At 60.0% G+C, this 14,861-nt stretch carries 15 protein-coding genes; 13 read left to right on the top strand and 2 right to left on the bottom strand.

Going from position 1 to position 14,861, the window contains the following annotated elements; all coding sequences use genetic code 11:
• The first annotated feature begins 2 nt into the window (after nt 1-2).
• Nucleotides 3-1,007 carry a class B sortase gene (locus tag AAAX59_RS01900; protein ID WP_349070271.1) on the top strand — a complete coding sequence of 335 codons (1,005 nt, stop codon included), beginning with the start codon at nt 3-5 and terminating at the stop codon, nt 1,005-1,007.
• Nucleotides 1,008-1,057: 50 nt separating this feature from the next.
• Nucleotides 1,058-1,477, top strand: a complete 420-nt coding sequence (locus AAAX59_RS01895; RefSeq protein WP_349070270.1) for a molybdenum cofactor biosynthesis protein MoaE — start codon at nt 1,058-1,060, stop codon at nt 1,475-1,477.
• A 106-nt stretch (nt 1,478-1,583) separates the two neighbouring features.
• Here AAAX59_RS01895 and AAAX59_RS01890 read toward each other — a convergent pair whose 3' ends face one another.
• The gene (locus AAAX59_RS01890; protein ID WP_349070268.1) at nt 1,584-2,813 is read right to left on the bottom strand and encodes a putative ABC transporter permease; all 1,230 of its coding nucleotides are present in this window, start codon (nt 2,811-2,813) and stop codon (nt 1,584-1,586) included.
• 296 nt (nt 2,814-3,109) lie between these two features.
• Between AAAX59_RS01890 and AAAX59_RS01885 the strand changes: the two genes are divergently transcribed.
• From AAAX59_RS01885 to AAAX59_RS01835, 11 genes are all read left to right on the top strand, one after another.
• Complete coding sequence (locus AAAX59_RS01885) at nt 3,110-4,780, top strand: amidophosphoribosyltransferase (RefSeq protein ID WP_349070266.1); 1,671 nt, start codon at nt 3,110-3,112, stop codon at nt 4,778-4,780.
• Between the two features lie 157 nt (nt 4,781-4,937).
• Nucleotides 4,938-6,041 (top strand): phosphoribosylformylglycinamidine cyclo-ligase, encoded by a 1,104-nt coding sequence (purM, locus tag AAAX59_RS01880; RefSeq protein WP_227790612.1) that lies wholly within the window; start codon nt 4,938-4,940, stop codon nt 6,039-6,041.
• A complete protein-coding gene (gene purN, locus AAAX59_RS01875) occupies nt 6,031-6,732 on the top strand; it encodes a phosphoribosylglycinamide formyltransferase (RefSeq protein ID WP_055285383.1) in 702 nt (233 codons plus the stop codon). Before purM ends, purN begins: the two co-directional genes overlap by 11 nt.
• A 152-nt stretch (nt 6,733-6,884) precedes the next feature.
• Nucleotides 6,885-7,349, top strand: a complete 465-nt coding sequence (locus AAAX59_RS01870; protein ID WP_195444024.1) for a PTS sugar transporter subunit IIA — start codon at nt 6,885-6,887, stop codon at nt 7,347-7,349.
• 170 nt (nt 7,350-7,519) lie between these two features.
• The gene (locus AAAX59_RS01865; protein WP_349070265.1) at nt 7,520-8,740 is read left to right on the top strand and encodes a peptidylprolyl isomerase; all 1,221 of its coding nucleotides are present in this window, start codon (nt 7,520-7,522) and stop codon (nt 8,738-8,740) included.
• Between the two features lie 54 nt (nt 8,741-8,794).
• The gene (locus tag AAAX59_RS01860; RefSeq protein WP_006235801.1) at nt 8,795-9,238 is read left to right on the top strand and encodes a GatB/YqeY domain-containing protein; all 444 of its coding nucleotides are present in this window, start codon (nt 8,795-8,797) and stop codon (nt 9,236-9,238) included.
• Nucleotides 9,239-9,488: 250 nt separating this feature from the next.
• A complete protein-coding gene (locus tag AAAX59_RS01855; protein ID WP_022094215.1) occupies nt 9,489-10,220 on the top strand; it encodes an amino acid ABC transporter ATP-binding protein in 732 nt (243 codons plus the stop codon).
• 8 nt (nt 10,221-10,228) lie between these two features.
• Nucleotides 10,229-11,104, top strand: coding sequence for a transporter substrate-binding domain-containing protein (locus AAAX59_RS01850; RefSeq protein ID WP_349070263.1), 876 nt, complete (start codon nt 10,229-10,231; stop codon nt 11,102-11,104).
• A gap of 25 nt (nt 11,105-11,129) precedes the next feature.
• Nucleotides 11,130-11,876, top strand: a complete 747-nt coding sequence (locus tag AAAX59_RS01845) for an amino acid ABC transporter permease (RefSeq protein WP_035136546.1) — start codon at nt 11,130-11,132, stop codon at nt 11,874-11,876.
• Nucleotides 11,877-11,879: 3 nt separating this feature from the next.
• Nucleotides 11,880-12,518: an amino acid ABC transporter permease gene (locus tag AAAX59_RS01840; protein WP_055285379.1), complete on the top strand. Its 639-nt coding sequence runs from the start codon at nt 11,880-11,882 to the stop codon at nt 12,516-12,518.
• Nucleotides 12,519-12,689: 171 nt separating this feature from the next.
• Entirely contained in the window at nt 12,690-13,313 is a 624-nt protein-coding gene (locus AAAX59_RS01835; RefSeq protein ID WP_349070261.1) for a cytidylate kinase-like family protein, read from the top strand.
• Nucleotides 13,314-13,363: 50 nt separating this feature from the next.
• Here the strand turns inward: AAAX59_RS01835 and AAAX59_RS01830 are convergent, their stop codons facing one another.
• Nucleotides 13,364-14,767, bottom strand: a complete 1,404-nt coding sequence (locus AAAX59_RS01830; protein WP_215673699.1) for a LuxR C-terminal-related transcriptional regulator — start codon at nt 14,765-14,767, stop codon at nt 13,364-13,366.
• Between the last annotated feature and the right edge of the window lie 94 nt (nt 14,768-14,861).

Below are 14,861 nucleotides of genomic sequence, written 5' to 3'. Positions count from 1 at the left end.
CCATGTCCGACTATCAGGGAAAACGATTCAAGGCTTCTCAGATTCCCGATCCGTCGAAGCCGGGTGCTGCCCATGCGGCACAGCAGGGTCGGACATCCTCTCCTCAGCAGCCGCGAGCGGCGCGTCCTGTGACGCCGGCGACGCACCGACGCCAGGACGCGCCGGCGGCGTATCGCCCCTCGTCATATGGCGCGGCAAAGAAGCAGGCCCGGACGACGAGGCAACCGAGCGGCGCGCCGTCCAGCTACACCGAGCCGCCGCGTAAGAAGCGCCGCTCCATTATTCCCATTCTGCTCATCATCATCGGTATTGGCCTGATCGTTGCTGCGGCCGCTATCTTTATCAACGCGCAGATTGGCTACAAGCAGGCGAGCGAGTCGTATCAAAAAATCGAAAAGCAATATGTGAGCGACAAGGACGCCAGTGGCGTGCCAATTATCGACTTCAATGCGCTTGCCCAGACAAATCCCGAGGTTGTGGGTTGGATTTACGCGCCCGGCACCAACATCAACTACCCCGTGGTGCAGACCAACAACAACTCCAAGTACCTCAACACGCTGTTCGACGGCACCGCCAATGCGTCGGGTGCCATCTTCCTGGATAGCGACGACACCGCGCCGGGCATGGTGGATCAGCAGACCACGATTTACGGTCATCACATGAACGACGGTTCGATGTTCAACGTGATTTCGGATACGACCGATCAAGCGACGTTCGACAGCATGGACTACGTGTACTACATCACACGTGACGCGACGTATAAGCTGCGCCCGCTGGCGACCAAGGTGGTCGAGGACACGTATGCCAAGGCGCGCACGCCCAACTTTGAGGGCGATGACGGACTGAAGAATTATCTGTCCGAGATGCTCGACGGTGCCTCTGCCGTGGCGAGCGATGCCACCGATCGTGCCGCTTCGGCAACCAAGGTCGTAACGCTTGTGACCTGCCGTTCGCTGTCATTTAGCAATACGCGCGCCGTCATGGTGCTCACGCCGGTCGAGGAATAAAGTGTCCGGGCCCCGTCCCAAAAAGACTACCCTGGAAATCAAAAGGAGAAATGATGCTTGAGAACGGCAAATCGATGCCTTCGGTTGATGCTTGGCTGCGCGAAGCCAAGGCCGATGTTTCGGCGGCTGATTGTGGGATGTACCTGACACACAACGGCGTGGTGCGCGCGACGCCCAAGGCCGAAGTGCGCGGAGTCGAGACCGATGGCGTGGCGCCAGGCCACAAGGTGGGCGGCATGGTGTTTGGCTTCGATGCCGAAAAGGTGCAGGCCGCTATCGAGGCGACGCGCACGATGCCGGGTATCGGCTATGTGCGCATGTGGCTGGCGAGCGGCGAGCTTACCGTGGGCGACGACATCATGCTCGTGCTCATTGGCGGAGACATTCGCCCGCATGTGGTCGATGCGCTGCAGTCGCTCGTCGGCACCATCAAGAACGAGTGCGTGAGCGAGGTCGAGCGCGAGGCGTAAGGCCTCGTCGGCAATCCGAGTCTGTCTATAGCGAAAGCCCGCCGGCAGTTCATGTAGATCTGCCAGCGGGCTTTGATGTGTTGGAGCTATTTTGCTCTGGCGTTTGCTACACGCGTGTGGCGTCCTTGGGGCTCATGGTCATACTCTGAAAACGGTTCTCCATATATTCGTTATCGAAATGCTTGTCATAGAACTGTGCGACGGGAATATTTCGAACGGTTCCGTTGACGCGCTGATACCAATAGTCGAGCGATTGCAACGTCATGACGCCGTCGATCAACATGACGGCGGTCAGGATGACGGTAGCAGAGTAGCGGCGTTTCCATGGAATCATATTGATGAGCTTAAGCAGGCGCGGCAGCAAGACCTTGATCCAGATGAGGCCACCCAGGCCCCACATGCAGGCAAACGGCGTGCATGTGCGTCCCCCGGTTAATACCGCGATGGGATCGGGCATGCCGAATAGCCTAATGTGTGAATAGCTCCACGACACCACGCCAAATGAGGTCTGCATAAACCAGCCTACAAACACCTCGAAAGCGCCGCCGATCAGGGCACTTACCAGGAAAATGATCAGAGGATTCTTTTTATAGAAGCGGTTGAGCGCCATGGTCATGAGCACCGCGCCAAATCCGTAGATGGGGCTAAAGGGGCCAAATAGCATACCGGCACGGTCCTGATAGACGCCGGGATCGACGACGACCATATGCCAGACTTCCTCGAGAATGAGACCTAACACGCTGCAGACGAAGAATACCCAGAACAGGTTGAAGTAGTTGAGCTTGATGTAGCCCTCGCCGGTTTCGTCGCGGCCGAGCATCCCCTCGGCGGCGGCATCGCGGTCGAGCATCTCTTGCAGACGGCGCTGCAGTTCGCGCTCCTGGCGTAGCGTGGGGTCGACGGTGGCCGACAGCGCAATGAGGATGACAAGCTGGACGGCGGGGCGCAGCAGGAAGGGTCCGATGCCCTGGAGCATCACGTCAACTAAAAGCTCCACGACGGTAAATGCGATGAGGACGTAAGACAGGCGGGCGGCATTGCGCCGCTGGTCCTTGATGAGGTCCAGGCCAAAGACGATCAAGATGATCGCGCTTGCCGCCGAGAGCATAACGCCGGCGACGATAAGGCCAACCGCGACCAGGGTGTTATCACCGAGCTTAGCGGCGACGTTGCCGTTAATGAGTGCGGTGATGACCTGCCACATAAAGACGGCGACTGACGGGAGCGTGCCCACGCCAGATAGGGTGCACAGGACTGCGTAGACCTTGATGATAAGGGGGATCTTCTTGGCCTCCGTGGTGCTGGGGACACTGGGGTCGAGTTGATTTCGATCCATACGCTACCTTTCTCGTCTTGTAGTAGCCTACAAGGATACGCCGACGACCAGCTAAAAGACAGGACGAACGTCCCAATTGCAACAATGTAGCCCCTAGCGCGGGCGAGACACGGCGCACGGGAAGTCTTCGAGGCCGTTGCCCCTGAGAGTGGACTACCCAATAAAATGTTTGGTCGCAAAACGGATAATAAGCTCGGTGGGCTTTTAAAAAGCGCTGCTCATGCGCGGGGGAGCGCGTCGCGCCGTGCGTATAATAAGGCGGGTAACGCCAAAATACGAGGCTCTGAGGGGATGCCATGTCTCAAGAAACCATCCGCGCGGCCGAGCGTGCCGCGGGACAGGTGAACGCCATGTCGACGTATGATCCGGACTCTGACCAGCTGCATGAGGAATGCGGCGTTTTTGGTGTCTGGGCGCCCGATCGCGACGTGGCTCGACTGACGTACTTTGGCCTGCGTGCACTGCAGCATCGCGGCCAAGAATCGGCGGGAATCGCCGTTGGTGACGGCGGTACGGTTATGGTCCGCAAGGATCTGGGCCTGCTCGACCGCGTGTTCTCCAATGCCGACTTGTCGACGCTCTCCGGTCAGCTGGCCGTGGGTCATGTGCGCTACGGCACCGCCGGCGCCAAGAGCTGGGAAGCCTCTCAGCCGCACCTCTCTACCATCAATAGCGTCATTATCGCGCTCGCGCACAACGGCACCCTCGTCAACACCGACGAGCTGCGTCGCCAGCTGATCGAGCTGGGCGTACCGTTCCTCTCCAACTCGGATTCCGAGGTCGCGACCAAACTCATCGGCTACTTTACTCAGCGTACTGGCCATCTGCGCGAGGGCATTCGCAAGACCATGGAGCTCGTGCGCGGCGGCTACGCCATGACGCTCATCAACGAGCAGGCGCTCTACGCATTCCGCGATCCGCACGGCATTCGCCCGCTCGTGCTGGGCAAGCTGGTGGATGAGGGCCTGGACCAGGCCGATGCTGCATCCGTTTCGCAGCTGCCGTCGCAGGACGGCGCCGCGACGGTCGACGCCACCACCCATGTCACGCGCGCCGGCGGCTGGGTCGTTGCCTCCGAGACCTGCGCGCTCGATATCGTGGGCGCCGAGTACGTCCGCGACGTCCGTCCCGGTGAGATTTTGCGCATCAGCGCCGAGGGCCTTGTGTCCGAGCAGGGCGTGCCTGCCGCCGAAGAGCCTGCTAACTGCATTTTTGAGCAGGTCTACTTTGCTCGCCCCGATTCCATCATGAACGGCACGAGCGTCTACGCCTGCCGTTATGACATGGGTCGTCAGCTGGCACATGAGGAGCCCGTCGAGGCCGACCTGGTCATCGGCGTGCCCGACTCCGGCCTGCCGCCCGCGGAGGGCTATTCGCACGAGAGTGGCATTCCCTTTGGCGAGGGCCTCATCAAGAACCGCTATGTGGGCCGTACGTTTATCGAGCCTACGCAGGAGCTGCGCGCCATGGGCGTGCGCATGAAACTCAACCCGCTGCGCGACAACATCGAGGGCAAGCGCCTGGTCGTCATCGACGACTCCATCGTGCGCGGCACCACCATGGTGCAGCTCGTCAAGATGCTGCGCAACGCTGGCGCCAAGGAGATTCATATCCGCATCAACTCGCCCGAGGTCATCTGGCCGTGTTTCTACGGTATCGATACCGACGTGCAGTCGCAGCTTATCAGCGCCAACAAGACGGTCGACGAGATTTGCGAGTATATCGGCGCCGATTCGCTGGTCTTCCTTTCGGTCGAGGGCCTGCTGAAGGTCATGCCCAAGGGCGGCTACTGCGATGCGTGCTTTACCGGCCGCTACCCCGTGGCGATTCCCGAGAGCTTTGGCCGCGACAAGTTTATGGAGGGCTTTAAGCCCCGAAACCTGGATAAGCCGCTGCATTTTGACGACGACGCCGTGGTCGAGAAATACGACGACCGCAGCTGGGAAGAGAAGCACGGCGAGGCCTAAAACCTGCCATGTAGGAACAGGTTCATTTTGGTAGGTTTTACCTGCTGTTTTGTTGATATGACGGCGCGTGCTGTTATGGCGCGCGCCGAAATGAACGCAACTATGAGCACCGTTTGGCGCCCGGGCGGCGCCACGGTAGTGGGAGAGGAAGGCTCAGATGAGCGACAGCAAGCATGTGACGTATGAGGATGCCGGCGTCGATACCGCCGAGGGCGGCCGCGCCGTCGACGCTATTAAGCAAATGGTTAAGGACACCAATCGTCCCGAGGTCATCGGCGGTATCGGTGGCTTTGGTGGCTTATTCTCGGCCGCCGCGCTTAAGGATATGGAGGACCCGATTCTGATCAGCGGTACCGACGGCGTGGGCACCAAACTTGTGCTCGCCCAGATCATGGATCGTCACGAGACGGTGGGCCAGGACCTGGTCGCCATGTGCGTCAACGACATTTTGGCTTCGGGCGCCGAGCCGCTGTTCTTCCTGGACTACGTTGCCATCGGCCACATTGAGGCCGAGCACATGGCAAAGATCATCAAGGGTGTGGCCGACGGCTGCAAGCTCGCGGGCTGCGCGCTCGTGGGCGGTGAGATGGCCGAGCACCCCGGCGTCATGGCTCCGGCCGACTACGACCTTGCCGGCTTTACCGTGGGCGTCGTCGACCGTCCCAAGATGCTCGACCCCGCGAACGTCCGCCCCGGCGACGTGATTCTGGGCCTGCCTTCCACCGGCGTGCACTCCAACGGCTACTCGCTCGTGCGTAAGGTCATCGGCGTCGACGGTATTAAGCCGGGCACGCCCGAGGCCGCCGCTAAGGCCGAGGAGCTGAGCCGTCCGCTCGAGGAGCTCGGCGGCGCATCGCTGGCAGACGCCCTGTTGGCCCCCACGCGCATCTATGTCAAGCCGATTCTTGAGTTGCTGCGCGGCGGCGCCAACGTGCACGCTATCGCCCACATCACTGGCGGCGGTATTACCGAGAACCTCAACCGCGCGCTCGCCGACGACGTCGACGCCGTGGTCACCCGCAACGGTGCCGAGATGGGTTGGGACGTTCCGCCCGTCATCACCTATGTGTCGTGCCAGGCCGAGCTTGCGCCCAACGAGGCGTGCAAGACCTTCAACATGGGCGTTGGCCTGTGCCTGATCGTCGCCCCCGAGGACGAGGCCGCGGTTACCGAGGCCCTGGTCGCGCTGGGCGAGAAGCCGTTCCGCGTGGGCGAGTGCGTCGAGGGTTCCGGTAAGGTCGTGTACTCCGATGAGCGCTAACGAGCAGATGGCTGCTGCCGAGGGCCTGGGCTTTGTGCCCTACACCCGTCCGACCGGCACCGATACGGCCGAGCCGCTCAAGATCGGTGTGCTCATCAGCGGTTCGGGTACCAACCTGCAGGCGTTGATCGATCTGATCGCCGCCGGCAAGCTCAACGCTTCGATTGAGCTTGTGGTGTCGAGCCGTCCTTCGGCTAAGGGTTTGCAGCGCGCTGAGCGCGCGGGCATCCAGACGCTCACGCTGTCCAAGGATGTCTATGCCGACCCTATTGCCGCCGACGAGATCATCGCGCACGAGCTTCTCGAGCGCGGCTGCGAGTATGTGGTCATGGCCGGCTACATGCGCATGGTGCACACGCCGCTGCTGGCGGCGTTTCCCAACCGCGTGGTCAACTTGCATCCGGCGCTGCTGCCGAGCTTTACCGGTGCGCATGCGATCGACGATGCCTTTGCGCGCGGTGTCAAGGTGACTGGCGTGACCGTGCATTTTGCCAACGAGATCTACGACAACGGCCCCATCATCGCCCAGCGCGCGCTGGCTGTTGAGGAGGGCTGGGATGTCGACACGCTCGAGGAGCACATCCATGCGATTGAGCACGTGCTGTATCCCGAGGTTGTTCAGATGCTCGCCGACGGCCGTGTCCACGTGCTGGAGAGCGGCAAGGTCGCAATTGATGCGCCCCGCGGCTAGCGGTGCACAGTACAATTTAGCCGAGTAGTCAGGGTGGTCATTGGCGCCAAGGCGCGCGTGGCCACCTTTTGTTTTGGGTAGTCATCGGGGACGGTCTTTAACGACTAGTCATTCAAGAACGCCTCCGATGACTAGGTGAGAGAGGTGAGCGCATGGCGGATAACGAAGCGCTGTTTACGCCTGAGTTGGTGTTTTTTGATTGGGAGTGTGCGACGCCGGATGAGGTGTTCGCGCGGCTTGAGGGCGAGCTTGCACCACATGGCTACATTGCATCCGGTTGGCTCGATGCCGTCCGCACGCGCGAGGATGCCTATCCCACGGGTCTCGCTATGCCGGCGGCAAACATTGCCATTCCGCATACCGATCCGGGGTTTGTGGCCAAGCCCTATATCGCGGTGGTGAAGCCCGCCGCGCCCGTGACATTTAACGCTATGGCTGGCATGGGCGCTCCGGTGCCGGCGCAGATCGTCATCAATCTTGGCATCGCCGAGCCGGGCGGCCAGGTCGAGGCCCTGCAGGCACTCATGAACATCTTTATGGGCGCCGATGCCGCAGCCGACGTGCTCGGCCAGACCACGCCCCAGGGCATGGTCGACGCCATCCGCCGCCACTTCTAAGGTGGGGCTGAGTCGGCACTTGGGGACTGTCCCTAACTGCCGGCTGCCAGAGCTGTCCCCTTTGCACCAAAATGGTGCAGATTAATCTGTCCCCAATGCACCAAGCGTGCCGCGGGGGCTGCGTTGTGACACAATGGCGTTTGTTCGATTCGTTATGCGAAAGGCCAACTATGGCAAATAAGAAAAAGAACTCCGAGGCCGCGCCGACGCCCGAGCAGCAGGCCCGCGCTGCCTCCAGCTCTCGCAAGAAGCAGCGCAAGACGTACGTGTCTAAGACCGTCAAGATCGTTCTGGTGGTCATCGGCGTGCTGGCGATGCTGCTTTCCGTCTCGGCGATGGCGTGCTCCGGCCTTATGTCGCAGGCTGAGGACACCTCGGGCTACAAGCTGACCGGCGGTGTTGCTGCCACTATCAACGGCACCAACCTTACCGAGGACACCGTGACCAAGCAGATCATGAGCATGCGCACGTCCTGCGGCTACACCAAGGATGAGGATTGGGCGCAGTATCTGGTTGACAACGACCTCACGCCCAAGAAGTACCGCAAGCAACTCATCGACTCCTACACGCAGCAGATTCTGCTTCAACAGGCACAGAAGGAGAACGGCGTGACGGTGTCGGACGAGGAGGTCGAGAAGGCTTGGAAGGACGCGTGCAAGAGCGCGGGCGGAGCCAAGGCCTTTAAGAAGACCCTCAAGACCTACGGCTATACCGAGGACACCTACAAGGACTCGCTCAAGGAGAGTCTGGCGCAACAGAAACTCAAGGATGCCGTCGCGCCCACGAGCAAGCCCAAGGACAGCGAGATTGTCGATTACATCAACGAAAATCTGTCCAGCTACAACGACGCCCGCCGCTCGTCGAACATCCTGATCAAGGTTGATTCCGACGCTTCCGACGAGGACAAGGCTGCCGCCAAGGCCAAGGCGCAGGAGTGCCTGGACAAGATCAACTCCGGTGAGCTGAGCTTTGAGGACGCCGTTGAGCAGTACTCCGAGGACACCGGTTCCAAGGAGAAGAAGGGCGATGTGGGCTGGGATAAGCTCACCACCTTTGTCGACAGCTACCAGACGGCGCTCGAGGGACTCAACAAGGGCGACGTGAGCGAAGTCGTCGAGTCGACCTATGGCTACCACATCATCAAGTGCACCGACTACTTCCATGTCGATAATCAGGTTGATGACATCAACCAGGTGCCCAAGGACATCAAAAAGTACGTCTCCAACGTGGTGAAGACGCAAGCGGCCAGCACCGCGTACAGCGAGTGGCTGGAGCAGTACAAGAAGGATGCCGACATCACCGTCAACCCCATGCCCAAAGACGTACCCTATAACGTGAGTCTGAAGGGTGTCACCAAGAGTTCGACCGACGATTCGTCGACGACTGAGTAATCATGGGGCGGTGCTCGCGCGAGTGCCGCCCACACTATTGAGGAGGATTTGCAGATGACCAACGAAGAGCTGCAGAAGGAAATGATTGCGGCCATGAAGGCCAAGGACAAGGTTCGCCTGTCCATCATTCGCCAGGTTAAGGCCGAGGTGAAGAATATCGAGGTCAATGAGCGCCGCGATGTGACCGAGGAAGACGTCAACAGCATGATCAAGCGTCTGATCAAGCAGACGAGCGAGACGCTGGAGATGTCCATCAAGGCCGGCACCGACCAGGAGCGTACCGACAACCTGACCGAGCAGGTCAAGATTCTGGAGAGCCTGCTGCCCGCGCAGGTTTCGGGCGAGGAGCTCGAGGCCCTGATCGAGCAGGTTATCGCCGAGCTGGGCGCCACGTCCAAGAAGCAGATGGGCCAGGTTATGGGCGCACTCGGCAAGGCCACCGGTGGCAACTTCGATAAGCCGGCCGCGGCAAAGATCGTCGGAGCCAAACTCGCGTAGGGGCCGAGCGGTACATAGTTGATGTTTAGGGGGGGGCGTGGCCGTCATGGTCGCGCCCCTTTTTGCTGGGCTGGGCACTCATTGGGGACAGGCTTAAATGAGTGCCCAATGAGCAGGTACTCATTTAAGTCTGTCCCCAATGACTAGGTGGAAGGTTGCGGGTTCTTTACGGGAATGTAGTGTGGGCTGCGGAAACGTGGTTCTTTCCGTACAATAGTGCAATTCGTGTAAGCGCAGGGAAGGGACATTCATGGCAGACATGATCGAGATCAAGCATCTCAACAAGTACTTTGGCGACCTGCATGTGCTCAAAGATATCAATCTCACCGTCAAGCGCGGCGAGAAGCTCGTAATGATCGGGCCTTCCGGCTCGGGTAAGTCGACGCTCATCCGTTGCGTCGATTATCTGGAGGAACCCACGTCGGGCGAGGTCGTCATCGACGGTACGCCGCTCACCAAGAAGAATCACCTGGAGATGGCTCGCAAGTACAGCTCCATGGTGTTTCAGCAGTTCAACCTGTATCCCAACATGACGGTGCTGGGCAACCTGACGCTCGCGCCCATCAAACTGCAAAAGAAGAGCAAGGAGGAGGCGACCGAGATCGCCATTGCCGCGCTCAAGCGCGTCGGCATGGCGCATAAGGCCGGCGAGTATCCGCAGAATCTCTCGGGTGGTCAGCAACAGCGCATCGCCATCGCCCGTGCCCTGTGCACCAAGCAGCCTATCATCCTGTTTGACGAACCGACCTCGGCGCTCGACCCCGAGATGGTCCAGGAAGTCCTGGACGTTATGATTGAGCTCGCGCAGGAGGACATCACCATGATCTGCGTGACGCACGAGATGGGCTTTGCGCGCCAGGTGGCCGACCGCGTCATCTTTATGGAGGACGGCCGTATCCTGGAGGAGGGCACGCCCGAGCACTTCTTCGATAACCCCGAGAACCCGCGCTGCCGCGAGTTCCTGTCCAAGATTCTGCACTAGGCGCGGTGATGGACATGACGGATATGACGAGGGCGGCCGTGTCGCGCCGTCACTTTTTGCAGCTGGCGGGTGCCGGCATGCTTGCGCTGACGGGGACCGCGCTTGCCGGTTGCGGCAACTCCACCAGCGGCGAGGGCTCCGACAAGGGGTCCAAGCTTGCGGCCATCAAGTCGCGTGGCCATCTGAATGCCGGCGTTAAGAAAGACGTTCCCGGCTATGGCTATTACGACACCGCCAAGGGTCGCTTTGAGGGCATGGAAGTCGATTTGTGCTACCAGATCGCCGCTGCCGTCTTTGGCGTGAGCTACAAGGAGGCCCGTGCCCAGGAGCTTGTCGAATTTACCGATGTGACACCCAAGACGCGCGGCCCGCTGATCGATAACGGCCAACTCGACGTGGTCGCGGCGACCTACACCATCACCGACGAGCGCAAGAAGAGCTGGGATTTTTCGACGCCGTACCGCACCGACTACGTGGGACTCATGGTCAAGAAGCGTTCGGGCTTTACCTCGATTGAGGACCTGGACGGCAAGGTCATCGGCGTGAGCCAGGGCGCCACCACGCAGGGTCTGATCGAGCAGATGATTAAGGACAACGGCTTTAGCTGCAAGCCCGAGTTTAGGGCCTTTAGCGGCTATCCCATCATCAAGAGTTCGCTCGACGCCGGCAATATCGACGTCTTTGCCATGGACCGCTCCACGCTGGCCGGTTACATGAACGAGACCGTTGAGCTGTTGCAGCCCGAGGTCAAGTTTGGCGAGCAGGGCTACGGCGTGGCGACCAAGAAGGGCTGCGACCTTTCGGCTGTGGTCGATCAGGTGGTTTGCGATCGCCTGGCCGATGGCTGGCTCGACCAAGAGGTCAAGACCTGGGGTCTTGTATAGGCGCATCGTCCAAGGAAGGAATCAAATGCTCGAAGGATTGTTTGACGCCGACCGCTGGTCGACGACATTTCAAAACATGGGGCCCTTCTGGGAGGGCTTTGGCGTGACGCTGCAGGTGGTCGTTGCCGGCCTGCTGCTATCGCTGGTGCTGGGCACGCTGCTGGGCGTGTTCTCTACCACTCGTTCGCGCGTGCTGCGCGCCATAAGCCGCGTGTATGTGGAGTTTTACCAGAACACCCCGTTGCCCGTACAGGTGCTCTTTATGTACATGGCCGGTCCGCAGTTTTTGCAGGCCATAACCGGTGCCGATCAGCCGGTGCGTATCGCGCCGTTCGTGCTGGGCTTCTTGGGCGTGGGTCTGTATCACGCGGCCTACATTTCGGAGGTCATCCGCACTGGTATCGAGGCGGTTCCGCGCGGTCAGATGGAGGCGGCCCAGAGCCAGGGCTTCACCCGTGCGCAGGCATACTGGTACATCGTGCTGCCCCAGACGTTCAAAATCATTCTGCCGCCGCTGTGTAACCAGGCGCTCAACCTGGTCAAGAACACGTCGGTGCTGGCACTTGTGGCCGGCGGCGACCTTATGTACCGTTCCGACAACTTTGTGAGTCTGTACGGTTACCTGCAGGGATACATCGTCTGCTGCCTTATGTACTTCATCATCTGCTTTCCGCTCGCCATGCTGGTGCAGTGGCTCGAGCGCCGCTCCAAGGAGCGTCCGCGCGGCGTGAGCCTGGCCGAGCTGGGGCTCGACAACGTAGAGGAGGCCTAGCGCATGGAAATCTTCAACGCGACCAACCTGCTCTACATTTGGGGCGGCTTTGTTAAGACGATCGAGATCTCGGCGCTGTCGATCTTTTTCTCGCTCATCTTTGGCACGGTGCTGGCGCTCGTTAAAAGCTACGCGCCCCGCCCGTTCCGTATTTTGGTGAGCGCCTATATCGAGCTGTTCCGTTGCACGCCAAATCTGCTGTGGATCCTGTTTATCTACTTTACGGTGCAGGGTTTGGACATTGTGATTTCGACCATCGCCTTTACGCTGTTTACCAGCGCCGTTATGGCCGAGATTGTGCGCGGAGGCCTCAACTCGATTCCGCGCGGCCAGTTTGAGGCAGCGCAGAGCCAGGGCTTTGGCTTCTTTGCCACCATGCGCTACATCATTCTGCCGCAGACGTTTAAGACGATCATTCCGGCGCTGTTTAGCCAGTGCACGACCGTCATCAAGGACAGCTCGTATCTTTCGGGCATTAACGTGGCCGAGCTCATGTACACGGCAAACGTCGTGATGGCCCACGCGATCGACCTGTCGCAGGTTCTTATGCTCTACGGCTTGGTGTTTGCGATGTACTTTGTGCTCAACTTTGGTATCTCGCTGCTGGTGAGGGCATATCAACGTCGTATTGTGGCCGCATAGTCCTGCTTCCCCAAGCACGGCACCTTGCCCCTCAATCGTCGCTTGCGTACATTTAGTACGCGGCGCTCCTCTTTCGGGGCAATCTGCCGCACTTGGGAAACCAGGACGGTCGTAAGTGACAAAATGGGAATCAGGAATCGCCTATTTCTCATTTGCTAGAAAGGAATCGCGATGAGCGATCTGGAGAATAAGAAGAATCCTGTGGTCATTACCATCGCGCGCGACTTTGGCGCCGAGGGCCACGAGATTGGTCGCATGCTTGCCGACGAGTTGGGGATTCCGCTGTACGATAACGAGCTGCTGGTACGTGCGTCGCTGCGCGCGGGTGAGTCGCTCGACAAGATGGCCGCCTACGATGAGCGCCTGGCCGTGGAGAACATGGCGTTCCTGCCCGACCGCTACGACGCGCGTTCGTACTCGGACAAGTTGTTCCAAAAGATGAGCCAGGTGATTCTGGATCTGGGTGAGACCGAGAGCTGCATTATCGAAGGCCGCCTGTCCGATTACCTGCTTCGCAACAACCCCAACCACATTGCCGTGTTGGTGACCGCACCCTTTGAGGACCGCGTCGAGATCGTGCGCAAGAAGCGTGGCCTTAACAAAAAGAAGGGCGCCAAGCTGGTCAAGCAGCAGCAGAAGGCGCGTGAGGCTTTTTACAAGCGCTACAGCGCCGGCAAGTGGAAGATGACGAGTGGCAAGGACATCGTCGTCAACCGCGCCAAGCTGGGCCGCGAGGGTTGCAAAGACGTTATTGCCGCAGCCTACCGCTACAAAGTAGCGCAGTTCGAAGGCTAACCGACCAAAACCACTACGAAGGGGACAGCACCTTTGTGGTGGTTTTTGTTTTAGGCCGAGGGGAAGGCCTTGGTGAGACCGGCGCGCGTCTGCGTGTCGGTCTTTTGGTAGATGGAGCTCAGGTGGCGCTGTACCATGCGCATCGAGATACCGAGTTCCTCGGCAACCTGCTTGAGTGGGCGTTCATCCTGGGTCACGGCTATGAGCACGTCGACTTCGCGCGGGGTGAGAGCGTGGTTGGCGATGAAGGCCTGGCGTTGCTCCTCGATGGTGGGGGCGGCGAGTGCTTCTTCTGCCAGCTGCTCGCGCTCGCGCTCCCGCTCGGTTTGGGGCAGGCGGAACAGGCCCGCGGCTACAAACGCCGCGCAGGCGGCGACGAGCAAAACGAGCGCACCGATCATAATGAGGGCAACGTTATCCGAGGTCACGAGAGCAAGCGAGATGCCCGATGTGGTGAAAGCGCATACATTGTTGGCGGCGCGGCCCATGCCAGCCCAAAGGGCGGGCGCATGCATGTGCGGTGCCAGCTGTGTAAAGGTGGCGGTAAAGAACGTGACGAAAAAGCCCGAGCTCAGGTAAAAGACGACAAGGCCTAGGTTGGGATCGGCGCCGGCCTCCACGGCCAGGATGGAAATGGTCGAGAGCACGGCGATGCCGAGCATGACAAGTCCCATGTAGCGGCGCTCGGCAAGGTCAAAGATAAGACCGGCGGCAAGGCCGCTTGCCGCCAAAAAGAGGCGCGGCCAAGTCTGCACGGCAATGGTGCCGTGGGCGTTGGAGAGTGTGACCACGTTGTCGAGGGTGGAGAACAGACAGGCAAGAATCATGACGAGCGCGATGCTCCAGCATGCCTGCTTGGCGAGGGCATGAGAGGACTCAGCAAAGGGATTGATGGCGGGGCTGGAGCTCTCGGCAGCTTTTTGGGGAACGACGCTGAGGGCGGATATGGCGATAGTCGCTGCGCCAAGGACGATGAGCTCTGCGATACCGCCGCAATTGAGCAGGTTGACGGCGAACTGCATCAGGATGCCCGCGGCATAGGCTGCTCCCGCACCGGTGGCGAGCTTGGGATCGTCTTGAAACGCCAGTGAAAAGGCGTGGTGCGCAGCGGCGCCCAGCAGGCCGAGTCCGAGGAATGCGAGGCAGCCCAGAATCTCGAGGGCAAGCGAACCCGTGGGGGACTGGATCTGGGTCAATCCCAGGATGGCGATGGGAACGGCGGCGCTGACAACTGCCTGGGGCTGGCCTTTGCGTTGGGCGAGACCGAGCAGTGGTGCATATCCGATAAAGCCGAGCACGCTCGCACCCAGAATAAAGCCCTGTGCGATTACAACGCGTTCGGCACCGGCGAGCAGCCCGACGTTGACGTCGAAACGAAACTCGGCGGCAAGGAAGGCGAAGGTGAAGAGCGCGAGTGCCAGAAGCGCGTTGATTTTAGGCCTGCTCAGGTTCAAGGACGGTCCTTTGGGTGGACGAATAATCGTGTCCTCGATTGTAGCGTTCCCGGGACGAGTGTGGCGATGGCGAAATCATATTGAATTAAACCGC

The sequence above is a fragment of the Collinsella sp. CLA-ER-H2 genome, assembly GCF_040092405.1.
GTDB lineage: Bacteria > Actinomycetota > Coriobacteriia > Coriobacteriales > Coriobacteriaceae > Collinsella.
This window is presented reverse-complemented; position numbering and strand designations above follow the sequence as displayed.

Excerpts from the sequence above, each read along its gene's own strand:
- AAAX59_RS01845 (WP_035136546.1), top strand. The coding sequence starts at position 11,130 with ATGCTCGAAGGATTGTTTGACGCCGACCGCTGGTCGACGACATTTCAA.
- AAAX59_RS01840 (WP_055285379.1), top strand. The coding sequence starts at position 11,880 with ATGGAAATCTTCAACGCGACCAACCTGCTCTACATTTGGGGCGGCTTT.
- purN (WP_055285383.1), top strand. The coding sequence starts at position 6,031 with ATGAGCGCTAACGAGCAGATGGCTGCTGCCGAGGGCCTGGGCTTTGTG.
- AAAX59_RS01885 (WP_349070266.1), top strand. The coding sequence starts at position 3,110 with ATGTCTCAAGAAACCATCCGCGCGGCCGAGCGTGCCGCGGGACAGGTG.
- purM (WP_227790612.1), top strand. The coding sequence starts at position 4,938 with ATGAGCGACAGCAAGCATGTGACGTATGAGGATGCCGGCGTCGATACC.
- AAAX59_RS01835 (WP_349070261.1), top strand. The coding sequence starts at position 12,690 with ATGAGCGATCTGGAGAATAAGAAGAATCCTGTGGTCATTACCATCGCG.
- AAAX59_RS01865 (WP_349070265.1), top strand. The coding sequence starts at position 7,520 with ATGGCAAATAAGAAAAAGAACTCCGAGGCCGCGCCGACGCCCGAGCAG.
- AAAX59_RS01890 (WP_349070268.1), bottom strand. The coding sequence starts at position 2,813 with ATGGATCGAAATCAACTCGACCCCAGTGTCCCCAGCACCACGGAGGCC.
- AAAX59_RS01870 (WP_195444024.1), top strand. The coding sequence starts at position 6,885 with ATGGCGGATAACGAAGCGCTGTTTACGCCTGAGTTGGTGTTTTTTGAT.
- AAAX59_RS01855 (WP_022094215.1), top strand. The coding sequence starts at position 9,489 with ATGGCAGACATGATCGAGATCAAGCATCTCAACAAGTACTTTGGCGAC.
- AAAX59_RS01860 (WP_006235801.1), top strand. The coding sequence starts at position 8,795 with ATGACCAACGAAGAGCTGCAGAAGGAAATGATTGCGGCCATGAAGGCC.
- AAAX59_RS01850 (WP_349070263.1), top strand. The coding sequence starts at position 10,229 with ATGGACATGACGGATATGACGAGGGCGGCCGTGTCGCGCCGTCACTTT.
- AAAX59_RS01895 (WP_349070270.1), top strand. The coding sequence starts at position 1,058 with ATGATGCTTGAGAACGGCAAATCGATGCCTTCGGTTGATGCTTGGCTG.
- AAAX59_RS01900 (WP_349070271.1), top strand. The coding sequence starts at position 3 with ATGTCCGACTATCAGGGAAAACGATTCAAGGCTTCTCAGATTCCCGAT.